This window comes from Psychrobacter sp. UBA5136 (assembly GCF_002414005.1).
GTDB lineage: Bacteria > Pseudomonadota > Gammaproteobacteria > Pseudomonadales > Moraxellaceae > Psychrobacter.
The window spans coordinates 17,778-37,771 of the sequence record NZ_DHYG01000015.1 but is presented as its reverse complement, the minus strand read 5'-3'; the positions used below and the strand labels follow the sequence as shown (position 1 = coordinate 37,771).

At 44.5% G+C, this 19,994-nt stretch carries 15 protein-coding genes; 12 read left to right on the top strand and 3 right to left on the bottom strand.

All coding sequences use genetic code 11. The annotated features are described in order from the left end of the window. Positions 1-985: 985 nt before the first annotated feature. From thrS to rnr, 4 genes are all read left to right on the top strand, one after another. Positions 986-2,920 carry a threonine--tRNA ligase gene (gene thrS / locus B4240_RS02025; protein WP_296236569.1) on the top strand — a complete coding sequence of 645 codons (1,935 nt, stop codon included), beginning with the start codon at positions 986-988 and terminating at the stop codon, positions 2,918-2,920. Between the two features lie 23 nt (positions 2,921-2,943). Beyond that, positions 2,944-3,447, top strand: a complete 504-nt coding sequence (gene infC, locus B4240_RS02020) for a translation initiation factor IF-3 (RefSeq protein WP_296236568.1) — start codon at positions 2,944-2,946, stop codon at positions 3,445-3,447. A gap of 467 nt (positions 3,448-3,914) precedes the next feature. Next, positions 3,915-5,159 carry a toxic anion resistance protein gene (locus B4240_RS02015; RefSeq protein WP_296236567.1) on the top strand — a complete coding sequence of 415 codons (1,245 nt, stop codon included), beginning with the start codon at positions 3,915-3,917 and terminating at the stop codon, positions 5,157-5,159. A gap of 155 nt (positions 5,160-5,314) precedes the next feature. Beyond that, positions 5,315-7,609, top strand: coding sequence for a ribonuclease R (gene rnr, locus B4240_RS02010; RefSeq protein ID WP_296236566.1), 2,295 nt, complete (start codon positions 5,315-5,317; stop codon positions 7,607-7,609). A 121-nt stretch (positions 7,610-7,730) separates the two neighbouring features. On the opposite strand, the gene B4240_RS02005 is transcribed toward rnr, so the two are convergent. The 3 genes from B4240_RS02005 to hisA form a co-directional block, all read right to left on the bottom strand. After that, positions 7,731-8,015: a hypothetical protein gene (locus B4240_RS02005; protein ID WP_296236564.1), complete on the bottom strand. Its 285-nt coding sequence runs from the start codon at positions 8,013-8,015 to the stop codon at positions 7,731-7,733. A 79-nt stretch (positions 8,016-8,094) separates the two neighbouring features. Further along, a complete protein-coding gene (locus B4240_RS02000; RefSeq protein ID WP_296236562.1) occupies positions 8,095-9,600 on the bottom strand; it encodes a mechanosensitive ion channel domain-containing protein in 1,506 nt (501 codons plus the stop codon). Positions 9,601-9,683: 83 nt separating this feature from the next. Further along, positions 9,684-10,424 (bottom strand): 1-(5-phosphoribosyl)-5-[(5-phosphoribosylamino)methylideneamino]imidazole-4-carboxamide isomerase, encoded by a 741-nt coding sequence (gene hisA, locus B4240_RS01995; protein WP_296236561.1) that lies wholly within the window; start codon positions 10,422-10,424, stop codon positions 9,684-9,686. A 1,058-nt stretch (positions 10,425-11,482) separates the two neighbouring features. Here hisA and B4240_RS01990 point away from each other — a divergent pair. The 8 genes from B4240_RS01990 to B4240_RS01955 all read left to right on the top strand — a co-directional run bounded on the left by B4240_RS01990 (position 11,483) and on the right by B4240_RS01955 (position 19,895). Then, positions 11,483-12,835, top strand: coding sequence for a Na(+)-translocating NADH-quinone reductase subunit A (locus B4240_RS01990; protein WP_296236560.1), 1,353 nt, complete (start codon positions 11,483-11,485; stop codon positions 12,833-12,835). Between the two features lie 5 nt (positions 12,836-12,840). After that, a complete protein-coding gene (locus tag B4240_RS01985; RefSeq protein ID WP_296236559.1) occupies positions 12,841-14,076 on the top strand; it encodes an NADH:ubiquinone reductase (Na(+)-transporting) subunit B in 1,236 nt (411 codons plus the stop codon). Next, positions 14,057-14,989 (top strand): Na(+)-translocating NADH-quinone reductase subunit C, encoded by a 933-nt coding sequence (locus tag B4240_RS01980; protein ID WP_296236558.1) that lies wholly within the window; start codon positions 14,057-14,059, stop codon positions 14,987-14,989. Before B4240_RS01985 ends, B4240_RS01980 begins: the two co-directional genes overlap by 20 nt. A gap of 1 nt (position 14,990) precedes the next feature. After that, positions 14,991-15,674: an NADH:ubiquinone reductase (Na(+)-transporting) subunit D gene (locus tag B4240_RS01975; RefSeq protein WP_296236557.1), complete on the top strand. Its 684-nt coding sequence runs from the start codon at positions 14,991-14,993 to the stop codon at positions 15,672-15,674. Next, the gene (gene nqrE / locus B4240_RS01970; RefSeq protein WP_296236556.1) at positions 15,674-16,282 is read left to right on the top strand and encodes an NADH:ubiquinone reductase (Na(+)-transporting) subunit E; all 609 of its coding nucleotides are present in this window, start codon (positions 15,674-15,676) and stop codon (positions 16,280-16,282) included. Before B4240_RS01975 ends, nqrE begins: the two co-directional genes overlap by 1 nt. Before the next feature lie 120 nt (positions 16,283-16,402). Further along, positions 16,403-17,638, top strand: coding sequence for an NADH:ubiquinone reductase (Na(+)-transporting) subunit F (gene nqrF / locus B4240_RS01965; RefSeq protein ID WP_296236555.1), 1,236 nt, complete (start codon positions 16,403-16,405; stop codon positions 17,636-17,638). 154 nt (positions 17,639-17,792) lie between these two features. Then, positions 17,793-18,593, top strand: a complete 801-nt coding sequence (locus B4240_RS01960) for an SDR family NAD(P)-dependent oxidoreductase (protein ID WP_296236554.1) — start codon at positions 17,793-17,795, stop codon at positions 18,591-18,593. A 156-nt stretch (positions 18,594-18,749) separates the two neighbouring features. After that, positions 18,750-19,895 (top strand): FAD:protein FMN transferase, encoded by a 1,146-nt coding sequence (locus B4240_RS01955; RefSeq protein WP_296236553.1) that lies wholly within the window; start codon positions 18,750-18,752, stop codon positions 19,893-19,895. Positions 19,896-19,994 lie beyond the last annotated feature (99 nt).

The following is a 19,994-nucleotide window of genomic DNA, read 5'->3' as shown; positions in this document are numbered from 1 at the left end:
TAACTTTGAGTTTTCTTGCTGTCTTAAATGATAATTTTTATAGTTAGAAATAACTTCCGAAAAGAAGTTTCAACCAACTTTATTTTTTAGCATTCTGTGTCAGCAAAAATCCACACAAGTTGTTCTTTAGTTATGCTTTTAAATAGTGTCAAGCTACTGTCGTCCAGCAGTTGATATATAGGGTATTTCTCTTTGCTAGTCAGTCTAAGTCAAGAACTTATCCTATCCAGCGAGCCGACTATCATATCATAATGATTTGATCTGTCAAGCTTTTTTATAATTTGTTTCAGTAAGTTAAGGTTTTGATTTGACTAATATTATTAGTCTTTATCTCATCCTTTCCCTTAATGAGGTGCGTATTATAGACGGTTTTAGTCGGGTGTCAACCGCTTTTAGAGAAATTATTTAATTAATTTTAGAGAATAAATAACACTCCTTATTTTTCAATAACTTAGCTAAAAACTATTTATTAAACATTGAAGTTATGTTCTTAGAACAACCTTTCTCATCTGACTCTTACTGACTAATCTCTTACTTAGTTTTCATTTGGTTCCTAATTAATCATAGATAAGCTAAGTTTGACACTTATGATTACCCATTCTTCATTAGAACTATGAAGGATAACATCCAATTACCGCTATTGATATTGAGATAAAGCGCATCTATATATAGAAGCTGACTAGCCCTTGCTATCTAGTGTTAATAGACAGTTTTTGCTATAATAGCGGCTTTTATGACATTACTTTATAGCCCTGCTGCTTACCCTTATTAACACGTAGCTTATTCGACATCATGACGGTTTAATTATCTGTCGTTAGATGGCTTATCAGTTAGCGTCTTATATAAGTTTAAGCACAGTACGTTTAAGTAATGCCTATTTCTTATAACATATCGCAGCGGTTAGATATAATTGACGTGGTCTTACGGTTATATGATTGATGGTTGCAATCATCACTGCCAACGGACCTAAAAAGGTGAATAGATTATGGTAGCGATTACTTTACCCGATGGTAGCGTAAAAAACTTTGAAGGCAATACAACGGTCATGGAAGTGGCGCAAAGTATTGGAGCGGGCTTGGCGAAAGCGACGGTCGCTGGACGCGTTGATGGGCATTTAGTCGATGCGCACGACCCCATCGCCCATGATGCAAAAGTTGAAATCGTGACACCAAAAGACGCTGACGGCGTCGATATTATTCGCCATTCATGTGCCCACTTACTGGGTCATGCGGTAAAACAGCTTTATCCTGATGTAAAAATGGTTATTGGCCCTGTCATTGAAGATGGTTTTTATTATGACATCTATAGTGAGACGCCATTTACGCCTGAGCATATGGAAAAAATTGAAAAACGTATGATGGAGCTGATTAAGCAAGATTATGACGTGATCAAAAAGATGACACCACGCGATGAAGTGATCAAGATATTTGAAGAGCGCGGCGAAGACTATAAGCTGAAATTGATTAACGATATGCCGGGTGAAGAAGCTTTTGGCTTATATCATCATCAAGAATATATCGATATGTGCCGTGGTCCGCACGTACCAAACACGCGCTTTTTAAAGGTGTTTAAACTGACTAAGATGTCGGGCGCTTATTGGCGCGGTGATGCCAAAAACGAACAGCTACAGCGTATCTATGGTACGGCGTGGGCAGATAAAAAAGATTTAAAAGCCTATATCCAACGTATTGAAGAAGCCGAAAAACGCGATCACCGTAAAATTGGTAAAGCGCTCAATTTGTTCCATATGCAAGAACAAGCGCCGGGCATGGTGTTTTGGCATGCCAATGGTTGGACGATTTATCAGGTACTTGAGCAATATATGCGTAAAGTACAACATGATCATGGTTATGAAGAGATTAAAACACCGCAAATCGTCGATCGCAGCTTGTGGGAACGTTCAGGCCATTGGGGTAACTATGCGACTAATATGTTTACCACTTCAAGCGAAAACCGTGATTATGCGGTAAAACCGATGAACTGTCCGTGTCACGTGCAAGTTTTTAACCAAGGCTTAAAGTCTTACCGTGAATTGCCATTGCGCATGGCGGAGTTTGGCTCATGCCATCGTAACGAACCATCAGGCTCACTGCATGGTTTGATGCGCGTACGTGGTTTCACCCAAGATGATGCGCATATTTTTTGTACGCAAGCGCAAATCCAGCAAGAAGTCGCTGATTTTATTCAGCTGACCCTTGCCGTTTATAAAGACTTTGGTTTTGATAACATTATAATGAAGCTTTCAACCCGTCCTGAAAAACGTGTTGGTAGCGATGAATCGTGGGACTTTGCCGAAAAAGCTCTAGCCGATGCGCTTGATAGCTCAGGTCTTGATTGGGAATATCTACCGGGTGAAGGCGCGTTTTACGGTCCGAAGATTGAATTTAGTCTTAAAGACTCACTGGGCCGCGTCTGGCAGTGCGGTACGATTCAGGTTGACCCGAATATGCCTGAGCGCCTCGATGCTGAATTTGTCAATGAGCAAAACGAGCGCGAAACCCCAATTATGCTGCACCGTGCCATTTTAGGTTCGTTTGAGCGTTTTATCGGCATCTTGATTGAAAACTATGCCGGCTGGATGCCCGTATGGCTGGCGCCGCAACAAGTAGCGGTCATGAATATCACCGATAAACAGGCGGAAGCTTGCGAAAATGTGGTGCGTGAGCTGAAAAATGCCGGTTTACGAGCGGCTAGTGACTTGCGTAACGAAAAGATTGGATTTAAGATACGAGAGAAAACATTAGAACGCGTTCCCTATATGCTAGTATTAGGGGATAAAGAGGTCGAATCGGGCAACGTGAATGTCCGTACTCGCGAAGGTGAAAACCTCGGCGTTATGAGTGTTGCCGAATTTATTAGCTTAGTACAGAGCGCTGTCGCTAAAAAAGGCCGACAGACCCCAAAAACAGATGAGGAGTAATACCTATTAAACAGTCAAACCGTTTGAACATCAACGAAGATATCAGTGCAAAAGAAGTCCGTCTGGTCAAAGAAGATGGCGAGCAAATGGGTGTGGTTGATATCGAAACCGCGATGAAAGCGGCGCGTGATGAAAACCTAGATTTGGTCGAATTGGTTCCTGAAGCCAAGCCGCCAGTATGCAAAATCATGGATTATAAACATTTCCTCTATGATCAAAAGCAGAAAGCGAAAGAAGCGAAGAAAAACCAAAAACAGACCCAGCTAAAAGAGATGAAGCTACGTCCTAGCACCGAAGAAGCCGATTATCAGGTCAAACTGAGAAAAATCATCAGCTTCTTAGAAGATCAGGATAAAGTTAAAATCAGTATCCGCTTCCGTGGTCGCGAAATGGCGCATCAAGAGATTGGTCGTAAACAACTTGATCGTATCATTGAAGATACCGCTGATATCTCAAACGTCGAACAGTACCCTAAGATGGAAGGCCGTCAAATGGGTATGCTGCTTGGACCTACTAAGAAAAAGTAATCTGTTTAACGGATTACTGCTAGTAGTGGCTGTAAATCGATGTGATTGTTAGTTAATATAAATAATTAACTAACACGGACAGTTCGTTGGTATAGATAGTTATAATACTAACCATCAATATGCTACGGGATATTGATGGTTTTTTCATATTCACCAGTCTAAATACATATTTTTGCATATAATAAGTTGACTACAAGCAACCAAACTTATTTATAAACCCTTTATAAACCGTAGTTTACAAAACCCATCTTCTCAACCTTTTCATTACCCGTTAATCTAAAGGTCATCTCGTCACTCTTAAATAATTCAAATAAAAACCATTAAGGGCATAAAAATAATTACTACCACGGCTAGAAATATTATTGGCAAACCTTACGGTTACAGAACAGTTGTCATAAACGAATGGTGTCACTAATAAATAATGTCGTCGGTAAAAAAAACCCTTTGTAGATATGATAGGAAGTCCCATGCAAGAATTAACCCCACCCGAAAACGCCTCGACGCCCAGCATCACTTTAACGCCGCCTGAGCCATTAAAAGAAATACAAAAAAGCGAAGCGGATCAGATGGTCAAACTGGATGAAAGCCAGATTCCTGAGCTTGATGCCAAAGTCGATGCTTTTGTTAATCATGTGATTAATAACTCCGTCCATAGCCCTGAGTTTCAGCAAAACGTGCAATCTATCCATAATTTGGGTAATAAAGAAATTCGTGAATCGGCGCAAGTGTCTAATCGAATGCTTGATTTGCCTGCCAAGAGTCTCAATGACAGTTTGTTTGATAGCTCCCCTATCGCCAAATCATTGACCGAGCTGCGCGGGATTGTCGAAGATTTGGACCCGAGCAAAAAAGAGCTGACTAGCTCGCGTAAGCTGTTTGGTCTCATTCCATTTGGTAATAAAGTGCAAGATTATTTCCGTCAGTACGAATCGGCGCAATCACATATCAATGCCGTGGTGACCAGCCTTTATAATGGTAAAGATGAGCTGCTCAAAGACAATGCTATGATTGAGCAAGAAAAAGTCAATATGTGGGAGCTGATGCAATCGATTCGCCAATACATTTATGTAGGTAAAAAGATTGATGAGCAGCTTGAACAAAAGGTTTATGCGGTTGAAGCCACTGATCCTGAAAAAGCGCGTATTATTAAAGAAGAGATGCTGTTTTATGTGCGGCAAAAAAACACCGACTTTTTAACCCAATTGGCGGTAAACGTGCAAGGGTATTTAGCCCTTGATACCATTCGTAAAAATAACTTAGAGCTGATTAAAGGGGTGGATCGCGCCACCACAACGACTATCTCTGCGCTTCGTACCGCAGTGGTGGTTGCTCAAGCAATGACCAATCAAAAACTTGTGCTCGACCAAATCACCGCATTAAATAAAACCACCAGTAGCTTGATTGAATCAACCTCTGCGATGCTAAAGCGTCAATCACTTGAGATTCATGAACAAGCAACCAGCAGCACGATTGAACTTGATAAACTCCAAAACGCCTTCAATAACGTCTATGAGACGATGGATATGATCAGCAATTATAAAATTGAAGCGTTAGAAAATATGAAGCAAACCGTCAATACCTTGACGTCTGAGGTTGATAAAGCGCAAAAATATCTCGATAAATCGAATCAAACGACGGTGCTTGAAGTATCCAAAGAATTGGACAGTAAAAAAATAACCAATCAATCAAATTCAACAGACATAGATATTTGATACTTGGTTTACCTTGCATAGCGGCGGCTGATAGGCGGCAAAGCGAACAACTACTTGCTATCAGATGCATATAAGACAATTGACCGAAGATATTGCGGCGTTGTTCGTGTTAAGATAGCGCTTATTAATAATTTTAAAAACAGATACGGTAATTTATGAGTTGGAATGATCCAAACGCCTCGAGTGAGGCACAAAAATATGACAATCCTATTCCTAGTCGCGAGCTGATACTCAGCACGATTAGCGAACATGGCGAAGTCACGCATCAACAATTGGCAAAAGCCTTTAATATTGATGAGCCTGACCAATTTGACGCGTTGGGCAATCGCCTAAAAGCGATGGCGCGCGATGGCCAAGTAAACCGCGAAGGTCGCCCTTATCGCTATCGTACCGTGACCCAGCACGATATCGTCACTGGCACCGTGTCGGCTCACCCCAAAGGTTTTGGCTTTGTATTGTTAGATGATATGCCAGATTTATTCTTGCATGAGAAGCAAATGCGCTGGGTTTTTAACGGCGATACGGTAGCAGCCGTTGGCACCTCAACCGATAATCGTGGCCGCACCGAAGGACGTATCGTCGATATCGTTGAACGTCGGCAAAACAACTTTATCGGTACCTTAGCGCGCGATGAAGACGGTTATTGCGTTGAGCTTGGTAGCCCAAACAATCATCAGCCGATTACCGTCACTGATGAAAACGTAGAAGCACTAAATATAAAACAAGGTGCACCAGTTAAAGTTGATATCATCGATTGGCCAAACCAGCATGAATTTGCCACCGGCAAAATCACTGATGTCCTATCTGATGACAATGACCGTGAATTGATTATTGAGACCACCCTGCTCAATTATGATATTCCATCAGAGTTTAGTGAAGCGGCGCTAGAGCAAGCCAATAGCTATAAAGAACCAACCGAAAAAGACTTAAAAGGTCGTACAGATCTGCGTGATTTGCCGCTGATTACCATTGATGGCGAAGACGCGCGCGATTTTGATGATGCCGTCTTTGCCGAAAAACGTTCTGGTGGAAATTATCGTGTTTTAGTTGCGATTGCGGATGTGAGTTATTACGTCACGCCAAACTCGCCACTCGATAAAGATGCTTATGAGCGCGGCACGTCGGTCTATTTTCCGCATCGCGTGATTCCAATGCTACCAGAAGTATTGTCTAATGGTTTGTGTTCATTGAACCCTAACCTTGACCGCCTCTGTATGGTTGCCGATATCAAGATTTCTCGCGCCGGCAAGGTCACGGGCTATGAGTTTTATCCAGGTGTCATGCATTCACAAGCGCGCCTGACTTATAATCAAGTCAATGCTTATCTGGCCAATCCAAAAGATAAGAGCGTACCTGAATCCTTAACGGGTAATAAAGACGTTAAAAAATCGGTCGATACCTTGCACCAACTCTATGAGCTGCTGCTGAAAAAGCGTGAAGAGCGCCATGCCATGGAGTTTGAAACGGTTGAGACTTATATTAAGTTTAACGAAAAAGGGGGTATCGAAGCGATTTTACCGCGTACGCGCGGCGATGCGCAAAAGCTTATCGAAGAGTGCATGCTGCTTGCCAATACCTGTGCGGCAAACTTTGCGCTAAAACATGAGTTACCTGTTTTATATCGTAATCATGATAAGCCTGATAGCGAAAAGTCGTTGCGCATTCACGAGTATGCAAAAAACTTTGGTTTAAGCTTCCCAGAAGAAAGCCCAACCCAAGCCGATTATCAGCGTATTATCGAGGCAACCAAAGACCGTCCTGACGCCATTAGCATCCACAGTATGCTGCTGCGCTCAATGATGCAAGCAAACTATGCGCCTGATAATATCGGCCACTTTGGTTTGGCTTATGATGAATATAGCCACTTTACCTCGCCGATTCGCCGTTATCCTGACTTGATGCTGCATCGCGCGATTAAAGCAAAGGTGACCAATAGCAAGCAGCCTGTTATGGACTTTTCTCTTGAAGAGGCTGGCACGCAAACCTCTGATACCGAGCGCCGCGCCGAAAAAGCATCGCGTTACGTAGAATCTTGGCTCAAATGTCATTATATGAAAGATCATGTTGGCGAAGAGTTCAATGGCGTCGTGACAACCGTGACAAGCTTTGGGCTCTTTATCACACTGACGGAGCTATATATCGACGGTTTGGTGCATATCTCAAACGTTGGTGACGACTTCTTTGTCTATGATGAGCAGCAACAGCAGCTGATCGGTAAAGACAGAGGCATTGTGTATGGACTGGGTGATTTGGTTAAGGTAAAAGTAGCGGGCGTCAATATGGACCTACTCCAAATCGACTTCGACTTGCAAGCCAAGCTCCAATCGAGCCAAATGAACCAAACGAAGAAAGATAAATCTAGAAAAACTTCTGCTAATAAAACCTCTGTCAACAAAACGTCTGCTAAAAAAAGTGGCAGTCGTGGTAAAGGTGCTAGCAAGAAAAGCTAAGGCTTGCCAAAACTTAAGCATAAAAAAAGACTAACGTTATCGTTGGTCTTTTTTTATGAGTGGCAATTAAGCAGTGGTTACTCAGCTGAACTAGACGCTAAAAGATGTAAGCCCAAAATCATTATTGCGTATCGGCCATTTGCTCGGTGCGTTGCTGATTGACCTGCTCTGCTTGCGCTATCTGCGTCGTCGCCTTATCAATAACGGCTTTTGGCTGCTGTCCTAGGGGTTTACTTGCGATATCTGAACCATTGCTCTCAACTGCATTAATGTCAGTTTGTTCTACTTGACCATTCGCGGTTAGCGCTTCTCTATTTTTCGCATGTTGGCTGCCGTTAATCGTATTAAAGCCTAATAAAATAACGATACCGGCTATTGCAAAAATAATCAGATGTTTAATGTGCATAAAGAATGTCTCGCCTATTTAGATAAAAATCGTATAGACGTTTTACTGCATTTTTTATGCCCACTTTTTGCATTTATCCTCACTCTTGCGGGCTTTTATTATTCAGTAAATCCGTTGCATCTGAGTTTTCAGCAATTTCTTGCTCGACCTTTTTCATCAGATTCTCATTAGGACGGGCATCCAGTACCTCATCGGCAGTACGGCCTTGTAAAATACGCTTTGCCCGCGCCTTTGCTTGTTTTTTATCTTTCTCCAAAGCGTGTTTGGTTTCGCGAATAGCAATACTGCGGGCTTTGGAAAAATCCGCTTCCAACTGGTTGACCCACACTTGAAACTCCAAAACGATGTTCGACTCGCCAACTTCTTTGATAGCTGCGGTGACTTTTGGCTTATCAAGGGCAAAACCTAACTTATTTATCGCATCAATACCTACTTTGATGGCCGCAAGTGGATCGTCATTGGCATCGATGCCTAACTCAAAGGTAAAACGACGCTCGGGGTTTTTGGTGTAATTTAAAATCGTCGCTTTAAACACTTCAGCATTGGGGATACGTAATTGGTTACCATCCAAGGTCATTAAAATAGTTGCCCGTGACGTGAGGCGTACCACAATCCCCTCTTGATTATTAATCAAAATATGGTCGCGGGCGCGGAATGGCTGGCGAATACTGAGCATAAGCGAGGCAATATAATTCTCGATAGTGTCTTTCACCGCAAAGCCAACGGCGATACCAATCACGCCAGCGCCGCCAAGCAGCGTGCCTAAGAGAGTCTCGGCTCCAATCAAACTTAACGCTAAAACAAGCCCAAAGACAATAAAGATGACTTTAACGGTCTGCGCGAGCAACTCTGCGACAAAAGGATTGGGTGTAAGGCGTTGCCACATCTTTTGCCGATTGGATAACCAACTACCAAACCACGTCACCAAGGCAAATAAGACAATACCAACCAATAACAGCGGTAGCGCTTTAACCAAGTTTTTTGTTTGCCCTTTAAGACTTTGATAAACGGTCGAGACATTATCTTGCACATCAAGAGTGCGATTGATTCTGTCCTCTACCGTCACCACGTCGGTTAAGCGATTGGTCAAATTGATGGCTTGCTGGGCTTTTTTTTCATTGGGCGTCTCACCCGTTAAGGTAACCACCCCTTGATTGACGCTCACATTGACCGCTTGCAAGCCGTCAATTTCTGAAAAAATGCCACTGATGCGTTGCTGGATATCATAGTCTTTTAGCGGGGTTGGTGTGGTTTCGATTTGAGCGTTATTGGTACTTTCGCCGCTGATAACGGGTGGTTTCTCAGCGGGCGTTGGCGCCGTATTAGCACTACTACTATCTAGTCCGTTATTATTTTCTCCAGCAGCTGAATTGGCTACTGCTAATGCATCGGTTGTTTGAGCCGCCAGCTCGCTATTAGCCCCTTCCGCCCCATTAGTGGCTACAACGGTAGAAGCATCTAGGTCGTTTTTTTCAGCCGCATGAATAGGCGTACTCAAAACCATGCTTAATAGCAGCAATTGACCGCACGCTTTTGTCGTTATGCGTAACCTGCGTAACTCGAACTGGTCAAAATAAACGGCCATAAACATCCTTTTTTATCCTAGCTTCTTCCTTATTTCCAACAAGGCTGTTTAAATAACCCTATTTAAATAGCGCTATTTAAAAACTATTTACCATCTAGATAAAGCTGCGCCTCACCCAAATCTAAGGTGCCTTCGTAAATCGCACGTCCAGTGATGATGCCTTCGAGACAATCACCATAAGGTTTTAGCAGCTCAATATCTTTCATATCGGTAACGCCGCCGGATGCTATCACAGGCAGGCCGCCTTCACGCGCTAAGCTCACCGTTTGCGGGACGTTGACGCCTTGCATCATGCCATCGCGAGCAATATCGGTATAAACGATTGACGATACGCCGACATCGGCAAAACGCTTGGCAAGCTCGGTGGCTTTGGTATCAGTCACATTTGCCCAGCCATGGGTTGCCACCATACCGTCTTTGGCATCGATACCGACGATGATATGTCCGGCAAATTCGCGGCAAGCCTCAGTCACAAAATCAGGCTCTTCAACGGCTTTGGTGCCGATGATGATATAAGTCAAACCAGCGCTAACATACTGCTCGATGGTTTTCATATTGCGCACGCCGCCGCCTAATTGAATGGGCAGTTTGGGGAACGCTTTGGCAATGTCATGGACCACTTGCCTGTGTACAGGAATGCCGTCAAAGGCGCCATTTAAATCGACCAAATGCAAGCGGCGCGCGCCTTCATTGACCCAGCGCGCGGCCATGGCGACTGGATCATCAGAAAACACCGTATCGTCTTCCATACGGCCTTGTTTTAAGCGCACACATTTACCATCTTTTAAATCGATAGCAGGGATAATGACAGGGACAGCACACATAAGCATTCCTTATAAAAACGATATAAACAATCAAAAAATAAATAGTAAAAACACATGCAAAAGTGGAACAATATTCAAAGCAAACGCAGGATAAGTGACTAATTGAAAGTCATTTAGCATAACGAATTCAAACAGGCTATTAGAACAAATTTATCAGATAGGGTTTATGCGCTTTAAAAATACAGCCTAGCCGCTTTAAGAACAGGGCAGTAAGCTGGGATAAATAGATGCTTTTACTTCCTATCCATTAGAATAAAAACAAGCTGACAAATAAAAAATAGCTTAAAATTTAACTAATTAGTGATAAAAACACAAACTTATAACCATAAGTTTTAACAAAAGGAATCAAACGCAACATTAGGTAAATTCAATTACCAATTGGCAATTTTAGGTCAGTTTAGCGTATAATCCTAGGTAAATTTGTATTTGTGCGATAAAACCTAATCGTCTGCTACCTATAGATGATTTCAATCAGCACAAGGTAAATGCCAGCTTAGCATGTAAAGCAGTTGCACGCTTATGCTAATACACTGCGCTTGTTGGCAATAAAATCTACCTTGTAATCATAGGTCATTAACCAGCGCTTAGATAGCTTTCAAAAGACAGCTTTCTCAAAGTATGAACAAGTCACTGATTCCTCATTTATATTCACCCAAATGAATAGCGCTGCTTAACTCTCAACCGCCCTATGGTTTACACAGACTAGGATTTTCGCTGCGACAAATTTTAAGATTTTAATAAATCGTATGGTAAAACTGTCTTTTATTTAGCATTGTCCTCGTTGAGAATGGCGTTAGATTTGAGGGTTTTATGATACACCTTGGTAGCCAGTCGTCACTTTGGTCATTCGAATAAGACATTAACGTGTTGTTAAGGAGTCTAAGGTCAGCGTTAATACTCTTACTTGTAGTTATGATGATGTGTTATGTCTAGAGCACTTTTTCACGCCCTTTTTGGGGATTGTTAAAGGACTTTATTGATGACGCTGTTATTCATGCTGCCGATATACCAAACAGGACGTCTGGTATCGTTTTAGACTATGGACTAAGTTTTCGCTTATGATTACCATCAAAAAAGGTTTGGATTTACCCATCACCGGTGAACCCTCCCGCGAGATATCTGAGCACAGACCCGCCTATGTAGCACTTATCGGCTATGATTACGTGGGTATGAAGCCCACGATGAATGTCAAAGAAGGCGACATCGTAGCAAAAGGTCAGCCTGTTTTTGAAGATAAAAAACGGGTCGGCGTTATCTACACTGCCCCTGCTGCTGGTAAGGTCGTCGCCGTCAATCGCGGTGAGCGCCGAGTGTTTGAAAGTCTTGTGATTGCGGTCGACCCAAACGGTGAAGAAGTAGAATTTCAGCGCTACGACTCCCAGCAACTTGCTGACCTAGATTCTGAAGTCGTTGAAACCCAACTGCTTGCCTCTGGTGAATGGACCGCGTTTCGTACGCGCCCTTATAGCCGCTCTCCTGATATCGGTGCCCGTCCGCACGCTATTTTTGTCACCGCTATGGATACCAATCCATTAGCGTTTGACCCGATGCTACTAATTAACGAAGAGCTACAGGCGTTTAATGACGGACTTGCCGTGTTATCAACGCTCAGCCCCAAGACCTTTGTCTGCCATCACGGCGATGCTCAGCTGACGCCAGTTGCCAAAACGGCGGCCAATAATGTCACTGAGTATCATAGCTTTGCTGGCAAACACCCTGCGGGTTTGGCTGGCACGCACATTCACTTTTTGCATCCTATCATGCGCGGCGTGACCGTGTGGACGATTGGGTATCAAGACGTGATTGCGATTGGCAAGCTATTTACCACGGGGCGTTTATACACGCGACGTATGCTTAGCCTTGCTGGCCCTGCGGTTAAAAACCCACACTTAGTGGTCACTGAGCGCGGTGCGGATATCACGGCATTGACCAAAGGTGAGCTTGCAGCTGGCGAGAACCGTATTATCTCAGGTTCTGTGCTATCGGGCCGCAAAGTATTTGGCAATACCAATTATCTTGGCCGCTTCCATAATCAAGTCAGTGTGCTACCTGAAGGTCGTGAGCGTCCAGCGTTCCACTTTCTTACCGCTGGTGCAAACCGTTTCTCTAAATTGCCCATTTATATTTCGCAGTTTTTTGGTGGTAAAAAATACAACTTTACCACCACGAGTAATGGCTCACCGCGCGCCATGGTGCCGATTGGGGTTTACGAGGAGGTCATGCCACAGGATTATCTGCCAACGCAGCTACTGCGTGCTTTGATTGTCGAAGACATCGTTAGCGCTGTTGATTTGGGCGCACTTGAATTGGACGAAGAAGATTTGGCGTTATGCACCTTCGTCTCTCCTGGCAAATATGAATTCGGCGATATTTTGCGTGACAACTTAACGCGCATCGAGCTGGAGGGCTAACCACGATGAAATTTTTACACAATATGTTCGATCGTATGGAGCCGTCTTTTACCAAGGGTGGCAAACACGAAAAATACTACGCCATCTTTGAGATGTTTGATACGTTTTTACGTCAACCAGGCACAACGACATTTGCCTCATCACACGTACGCGACGGTATTGACCTTAAGCGTATCATGATTACCGTTTGGTTATGTACCTTCCCAGCGATGTTTTGGGGTATGTACAATATCGGTCATCAAGCATTGACGGCGATTGCGCAGCTTGGCTTGCAGCCTGAAGGCTGGCGTACCGTTATCACCAGTATGGTAGGTTACAATCCAGACAGTATCTGGGCAAGTTTTGTCTACGGTGCCATGCAGTTTTTACCGATTTACGCGGTGACCTTTTTGGTTGGTATTCTTTGTGAGATTATCTTTGCCGTCGTGCGCGGCCATGAAGTTAACGAAGGTTTCTTTGTGACTTCTGTACTATTTGCGCTGTGTCTACCACCAGATATTCCTTTATGGCAAGTTGCCTTAGGTATTATCTTTGGTGTGGTCGTGGCAAAAGAAGTCTTTGGCGGTACGGGCAAAAACTTCCTTAACCCTGCCCTATCAGGTCGTGCGTTCTTATACTTTGCTTACCCTGCTTATATGTCAGGCGACTCAGTATGGACCGCGGTTGATGGTTTCTCAGGCGCAACGCCACTAGGTCTTGCTGCGCTTGGCGTTGTCCCCCAAGACTTCGTTGATGTTTATGGTAATGCCATCACGTGGACGGATGCCTTCTTAGGCAACATGCAAGGCAGTGTTGGTGAAGTATCAACGCTCGCTATCTTGTTAGGTGCGGTGGTTTTACTGTGGACGCGCATTGCTTCATGGCGCATCATGGCAGGTTGTGTGGTCGGTCTAATCGCCACCTCGCTGGCCTTTAATATGTTTGGCTCTGATGACAACATGATGATGAAGCTACCTTTTTATTGGCACTTAGTGATTGGCGGTTTTGCCTTTGGTGCGGTGTTTATGGCAACCGATCCAGTTTCTGCCGCGCACACCAATAAAGGCCGCTGGGCTTATGGGATCTTGATTGGTTTTATGACTGTCTTGATTCGCGTCGTCAACCCAGCCTTCCCAGAAGGCATCATGCTCGCCATTTTATTCGCTAACTTATTTGCGCCATTATTTGACTACTTTGTGACGCAAGCAAATATCAAGCGCCAAACAGCACGGAGGGTTCGCTATGTCCAAGCCCAAAAGTAATAATGCAAAAACCATCAGCGTGGCGTTGACGCTATGCTTGGTGTGTTCTGTATTGGTCTCAGCCGCCGCTGTTGGTTTAAAACCAGCGCAGGTTGAAAATGCGCGCTTAGACCGTAACAAAAACATCTTAGTCGCCGCCGGCATGTTTGACCCGGCGTCTGACACCAATGAAGATGTGGCTGAGCGCTTTAAAGACTTCGAGGTTAAAATCATTGACCTAAATAAAGGCAGTTACCTTGATGATGAGGCGCTAAAAGCCGTTGGTATTCCTGACCGTAATGCTTACGATGCCAGTCAAGCAACCAAAAATCAGGCGTTAAGCGACGACCTTGGTAGTAATGACCCTGCTGGTATTGGCCGTAAGCCTAAATACGCCAAAGTCTATGTCAAAAGTGATGACGCTGGCCAACCTGAAATCGTGGTTCTGCCCATTCAAGGTTATGGACTTTGGGGTACGATTTACGGTTTCTTAACACTTGAAAGCGATATGAATACCATCAAAGGTATCAGTTTTTATGAGCATAAAGAAACCCCGGGCCTGGGCGCTCGTATCGAAGAGCCAGAGTGGCGCGCCATGTGGAGCGGCATTCACTCTTATGATGAAAATGGCGCGGTGGCAACGGGGGTGACCAAAGCTGGTAATCCAAAAGAAAACTGGGTAGATGGCATCAGTGGTGCTACTTTAACCAGTCGCGGCGTCAGCAATATGATTCAGTTTTGGCTCGGTGAGCAAGGTTATAAGCCGTACCTTGACCAGCTGCGCGAACAAAGCGGCAAAACACTGGCTGATACCGAAGTCAAAGCCAGTCAAAGTCCATATAAAAAACTGAGTCAGAACTTACATCAACAGCAGACGCATCCCGCAACCGAACTGGTCGCAGTAGTACCAGCAGTACACGGCAAGGAGGCATAACATGGCTGATACAAAAACGATTTTAACCTCGCCTATTTTTGATAATAACCCCATTGCCCTACAAATCTTAGGTATTTGTTCGGCACTGGCGGTTACCACCAGTGTGGCGAATGCGCTGGTGATGAGTGTGGCGCTGACGTTGGTCACGGCATTCTCAAGCTTTTTTATCTCCATTATCCGTAAGCAAATCCCATCAAGTATTCGTATTATCGTACAGATGACGATTATTGCCTCACTGGTTATCGTGGTTGATCAGATCTTAAAAGCGGTCGCTTATGATGTCAGTAAAGGCTTGTCGGTATTCGTTGGTTTGATTATCACCAACTGTATCGTGATGGGACGTGCCGAAGCGTTTGCGATGAGCAACCCACCCGTACCAAGCTTTTTAGACGGTATTGGTAACGGTCTTGGTTACTCAGCGGTACTGTTATTTGTCGCCAGTGTGCGTGAGATTTTAGGCGCAGGCAGCTGGTTTGGTATTACCATTTTACAAACTGCTAACGATGGTGGCTGGTATGTACCAAACGGTCTGTTGCTGCTACCACCGTCAGCGTTCTTTATCATCGCCCTGTTCATTGTGATTATCCGTACTTGGAAACCTGAACAGGTCGAAGAAGCTGAATTTGTAATGAAACCGCAATCTAAAGGCATGGCGCATAGCATAAAACAGGGAGGCGGTCACTAATGGGACATTATGTCAGTTTATTTATAACCACGGTCTTTATCGAGAATATGGCGCTGGCCTACTTCTTAGGCATGTGTACCTTTTTGGCGGTATCGAAAAAGGTCTCAACCGCCATTGGTCTTGGGGTCGCCGTGGTCGTCGTGATGGCGATTACCGTACCGCTAAACAACCTTTTGTTTCAGTTTATCCTAAAAAATGGGGCGCTGGCATGGGCAGGTTTTCCTGATATCGATTTAAGCTTTTTGGGCCTACTTAGTTATATCGGTCTGATTGCCGCTGTGGTACAGATTTTAGAGATGTTCTTGGATAAGTTCGTCCCCAGTCTGTATAACGCGCTAGGGGTGTTTTTGCCACTGATTACCGTTAACTGTGCCATCTTAGGTGGCGTACTGTTTATGGTTGAGCGCGATTACAACTTTGGCGAATCGATGGTATACGGCGTCGGCGCAGGTTTTGGTTGGGCATTGGCGATTACCGCCTTGGCGGGTATCCGTGAAAAGCTAAAATACTCAGACATTCCAGCACCGCTGCGTGGTCTTGGTATTACCTTTATCACGGTTGGTCTGATGTCACTTGGCTTTATGTCTTTTGGCGGTATGTCAATTTAAACCGCTAAGCTTAAACCCCATTTAGCACTTTGACCTATTTAATTCATTTATTCGGTAGGGGTTCAAAAAACGCAATGACGTTTTTTCGCTCCCCTACTCCATAGATTAAGGATACCTACCATGGATTACGCTACGGCGATTGGTGGCGTTGCTATGTTTACCGTGATCATCATGGGTCTCGTTGCCATTATTTTGGCGGCGCGCTCAAGATTGGTCAGTTCAGGCGATGTTACTATCCATATCAATGATAATCCCGATAATGACGTCGTGACACCCGCAGGCGGAAAATTGCTACAAACACTGGCAAGCGAAGGTATTTTCTTATCTTCGGCATGCGGTGGCGGTGGTACGTGTGCGCAATGTCGTTGCCGCGTTATCGAAGGTGGCGGTTCTATCCTGCCCACCGAAGAAGGCTATTTTACCCAAGGCGAAATCCGTAACCACATGCGTCTTGCTTGTCAGGTTGCGGTAAAGCAAGACATGAAAATCGAGATTGACCCTGAGTTTTTTGATGTACAAAAGTGGGAATGTGAAGTTATCTCGAACGATAACGTTGCCACCTTTATTAAAGAGCTGGTGCTTAAAATTCCAGAAGGCGAGGAAGTCAATTTCCGTGCTGGTGGTTATGTACAGTTAGAAGCGCCGCCGCATGAAGTGCATTATAAAGACTTTGTCATTGACGAAGAATACCGCGAAGACTGGGAAAAGTTTGATATTTTCAAATATGTGTCAAAAGTTGATGAGCCAGTGATTCGTGCTTACTCGATGGCCAACTACCCTGAAGAAAAAGGCATCATTAAGTTTAATATCCGTATCGCCAGTCCGCCGCCGCGCGGTCCTGACGGTATTCCACCGGGCAAAATGTCCTCTTGGGTGTTTAGCTTGGTGCCTGGCGACAAAGTAACAGTTTCTGGTCCTTATGGTGAATTCTTTGCCAAAGACACGGAAGCTGAAATGATTTTTGTCGGTGGCGGCGCGGGTATGGCACCGATGCGCTCGCATATTTTCGATCAGCTCAAACGCTTACACACCAAGCGTAAGATTAGCTTTTGGTATGGCGCGCGCTCGATTCGTGAGATGTTCTACGTTGAAGATTATGATCAACTAGAAGAAGAATTTGATAACTTTGAGTGGCATGTGGCCTTGTCTGACCCATTGCCAGAAGACAACTGGGAAGGTCCGACCGGCTTTATCCATAACGTCCTACTCGAAAACTATCTCAAAGACCATCCGAACCCAGAAGACTGTGAATACTACATGTGCGGGCCACCGATGATGAACGCGGCGGTAATCGATATGCTACACAGCTTGGGCGTGGAAGATGAAAACATCATGCTTGATGACTTTGGTGGTTAAGCGGTCGATGGTTAAGCGGTTTGTTTAAATGGGTTGGTAAAACCTATTTATTAAGCCAACGCAATTAAGCTAAAAATATGTGATAAATTAAGAGTCTCAGTGGAGGCTCTTTTTTTATGGGCCAAAAAATTATCTTCAAGCAGAAAGGATTCTTATGAAAAGCAAAGTTAAAGATTTAACCATTTGGATTACTGGCGCCTCTAGCGGTATTGGTGAAGCACTATCTATCGCCTTTGCTAAGCGCGGTGCGAGAATTATTTTAAGTGGCCGTAATAAAGATAAATTAGAAGCGGTCAAAAATCGCTGCAAAAACAGCAAAAAACATATCGTCGTCCCCTTTGATATCGCCGATGCCAAGCAAGCAAAAGCAGCCTATGACACCGCTAAGACCCAAGTAGGAAAAATTGATTGGCTGATTAATAATGCCGGCATCAGTCAGCGCGCGCTTATCATGGAAACCTCTGAGGAGGTTGAACGCCAATTGATGGAGATAGATTACTTTGCGCAAACGCGGCTGACCCGTTTGCTATTGCCAGATATGATCGCCCAAGGCGGCGGCAAAATCGTTATGGTATCGAGCGTGGCAGGGTTACTTGGTACTCAGTACCGCGGCGCTTACGGTGCTGCTAAAGCGGCCATCCACATGTGGGCAAACAGTTTGCGCGCAGAATTGCACGACCAAGGTATCGAGGTGGCGACGATATTCCCAGGATTTATTCAAACCAACATTTCTATCAACGCCTTAACAGGTGACGGTAGCACCCAAGGAACAATGGACGACGCCACCAATAAAGGATTGACGGCGACGGCTTTTGCCAAACAAGCTGTCAAAGCCCTGACTAAAGGCGAAGAATACATCATCGTTGCTGGCAGTAAAGAAAAGCTTGCCACCAAAGTCAATCGCTTTTCACCGCCCAAGCTGTATAAGCTTATCCGTGAGTCACAAGTTAAATAAAATAAGCAGGCTCAGTCGTAGTTATTCAAGTCGTAGATTGGCCTTATGGGTGATAAGGGGTGTAAAATAGGTAGCATTTAATTTACTTAGTTATATCTTTAATTGCTAACTAAAGCCCTACTCACCCCTTCGCCATATCAAGCTGTGATGACTCATATGACAAATCCACTAAAACAAAAATCAGCCCTAGGCTCATTCTTCAATCCTTCAATAAAGCTCGCCTTACTCCCTGTAATTGCTGTCAGCTCTGTATTTACGCTTAGCGCCTGCCAGCAAAAGACTGATTATAATAATCTCAGCGGCGAGACCATGGGCACCAGCTATCATATTAGTTATCAGTTGCCAAAAGGCGTGGATGAAGCCGACATCCAAGCGGCAATTGATAAGCGTCTGCAAGACATTAATGACAGCATGTCGACTTATCAAGCCGACTCTACCATCTCTAAATTTAACCAGTTAGGCAAAGATACGCCGATTGCTATCGATGCCGATTTTAGCCATGTATTAGAAACCTCAAGGCAAGTTTACAAGCTATCGAGCGGTGCGTTTGATCCAACGGTGATGCCATTGATAGAAACCTGGGGTTTTGGCAGCACCATGACGGTTGAGCGCTTGCAAAGTCCGCCAACGGCGCTTGAGATTGCGCAAGCGAAAGCTTTGGTCGATTTTGACAGTGTTATACAAAAAGATGAAAGCATTTATAAAACCAAAGACGGTATCGGGCTTGATTTTTCGGCAGTGGCGAAAGGCTACGGCGTCGATGTCATCGCCGATGTGCTAAAAAACAATTATCAAATTCATAATTACATGGTTGAGATTGGCGGTGAAGTTTCGACCGCTGGCGTCAATGCGCAGCAACAGCCGTGGCAAATCGCCATTGATGCACCCATCGAAGGCAGTACGGTAAGTGAGCGTCAAACCGTGGCGGTGATCCGTCAGCCCATCAATAATGGCGCAAACATGGCGCTTGCCACCTCTGGCAACTATCGCAATTCGGTGGTTTTCGATGGTAAACATTACAGCCATACCATCGACCCGACCACAGGTGAGCCAATTGTAGGCGGCGCGCCATCGGTAACGGTCGCCGCAGACACCGTCGCGCTGGCGGATGCTTGGGCCACGGCCTTGACCGCGATGCCTTATGAAAAAGCACTGGCTACCGCTAAACAACACGACATCGCCGCTTTATTCGTTATTTTGGCAAAAGGTGTAGCCGCCGGTTCAGTGGCGGACGGTGTTGATGATTGGCAAGTGGTACAAACCCCGGCAATGGAGAGGTTACGTGCGGATAAAAAATCCTAATACAGTAAAAATTAGAGCCATAGTCAGTTCAAGATAAAATCGATACGTTAGGGCGACTGGTATAAATTTTTCGTAGCCTCTGTGATAACAGCAAGCAAG

Coding starts and splice junctions, on each gene's coding strand:
- thrS (WP_296236569.1), top strand. CDS start 986: ATGGTAGCGATTACTTTACCCGATGGTAGCGTAAAAAACTTTGAAGGC.
- nqrF (WP_296236555.1), top strand. CDS start 16,403: ATGGATTACGCTACGGCGATTGGTGGCGTTGCTATGTTTACCGTGATC.
- B4240_RS01990 (WP_296236560.1), top strand. CDS start 11,483: ATGATTACCATCAAAAAAGGTTTGGATTTACCCATCACCGGTGAACCC.
- B4240_RS01955 (WP_296236553.1), top strand. CDS start 18,750: ATGACAAATCCACTAAAACAAAAATCAGCCCTAGGCTCATTCTTCAAT.
- B4240_RS01980 (WP_296236558.1), top strand. CDS start 14,057: ATGTCCAAGCCCAAAAGTAATAATGCAAAAACCATCAGCGTGGCGTTG.
- nqrE (WP_296236556.1), top strand. CDS start 15,674: ATGGGACATTATGTCAGTTTATTTATAACCACGGTCTTTATCGAGAAT.
- B4240_RS01960 (WP_296236554.1), top strand. CDS start 17,793: ATGAAAAGCAAAGTTAAAGATTTAACCATTTGGATTACTGGCGCCTCT.
- rnr (WP_296236566.1), top strand. CDS start 5,315: ATGAGTTGGAATGATCCAAACGCCTCGAGTGAGGCACAAAAATATGAC.
- B4240_RS01975 (WP_296236557.1), top strand. CDS start 14,991: ATGGCTGATACAAAAACGATTTTAACCTCGCCTATTTTTGATAATAAC.
- B4240_RS02015 (WP_296236567.1), top strand. CDS start 3,915: ATGCAAGAATTAACCCCACCCGAAAACGCCTCGACGCCCAGCATCACT.
- hisA (WP_296236561.1), bottom strand. CDS start 10,424: ATGTGTGCTGTCCCTGTCATTATCCCTGCTATCGATTTAAAAGATGGT.
- B4240_RS02000 (WP_296236562.1), bottom strand. CDS start 9,600: ATGGCCGTTTATTTTGACCAGTTCGAGTTACGCAGGTTACGCATAACG.
- B4240_RS01985 (WP_296236559.1), top strand. CDS start 12,841: ATGAAATTTTTACACAATATGTTCGATCGTATGGAGCCGTCTTTTACC.
- B4240_RS02005 (WP_296236564.1), bottom strand. CDS start 8,015: ATGCACATTAAACATCTGATTATTTTTGCAATAGCCGGTATCGTTATT.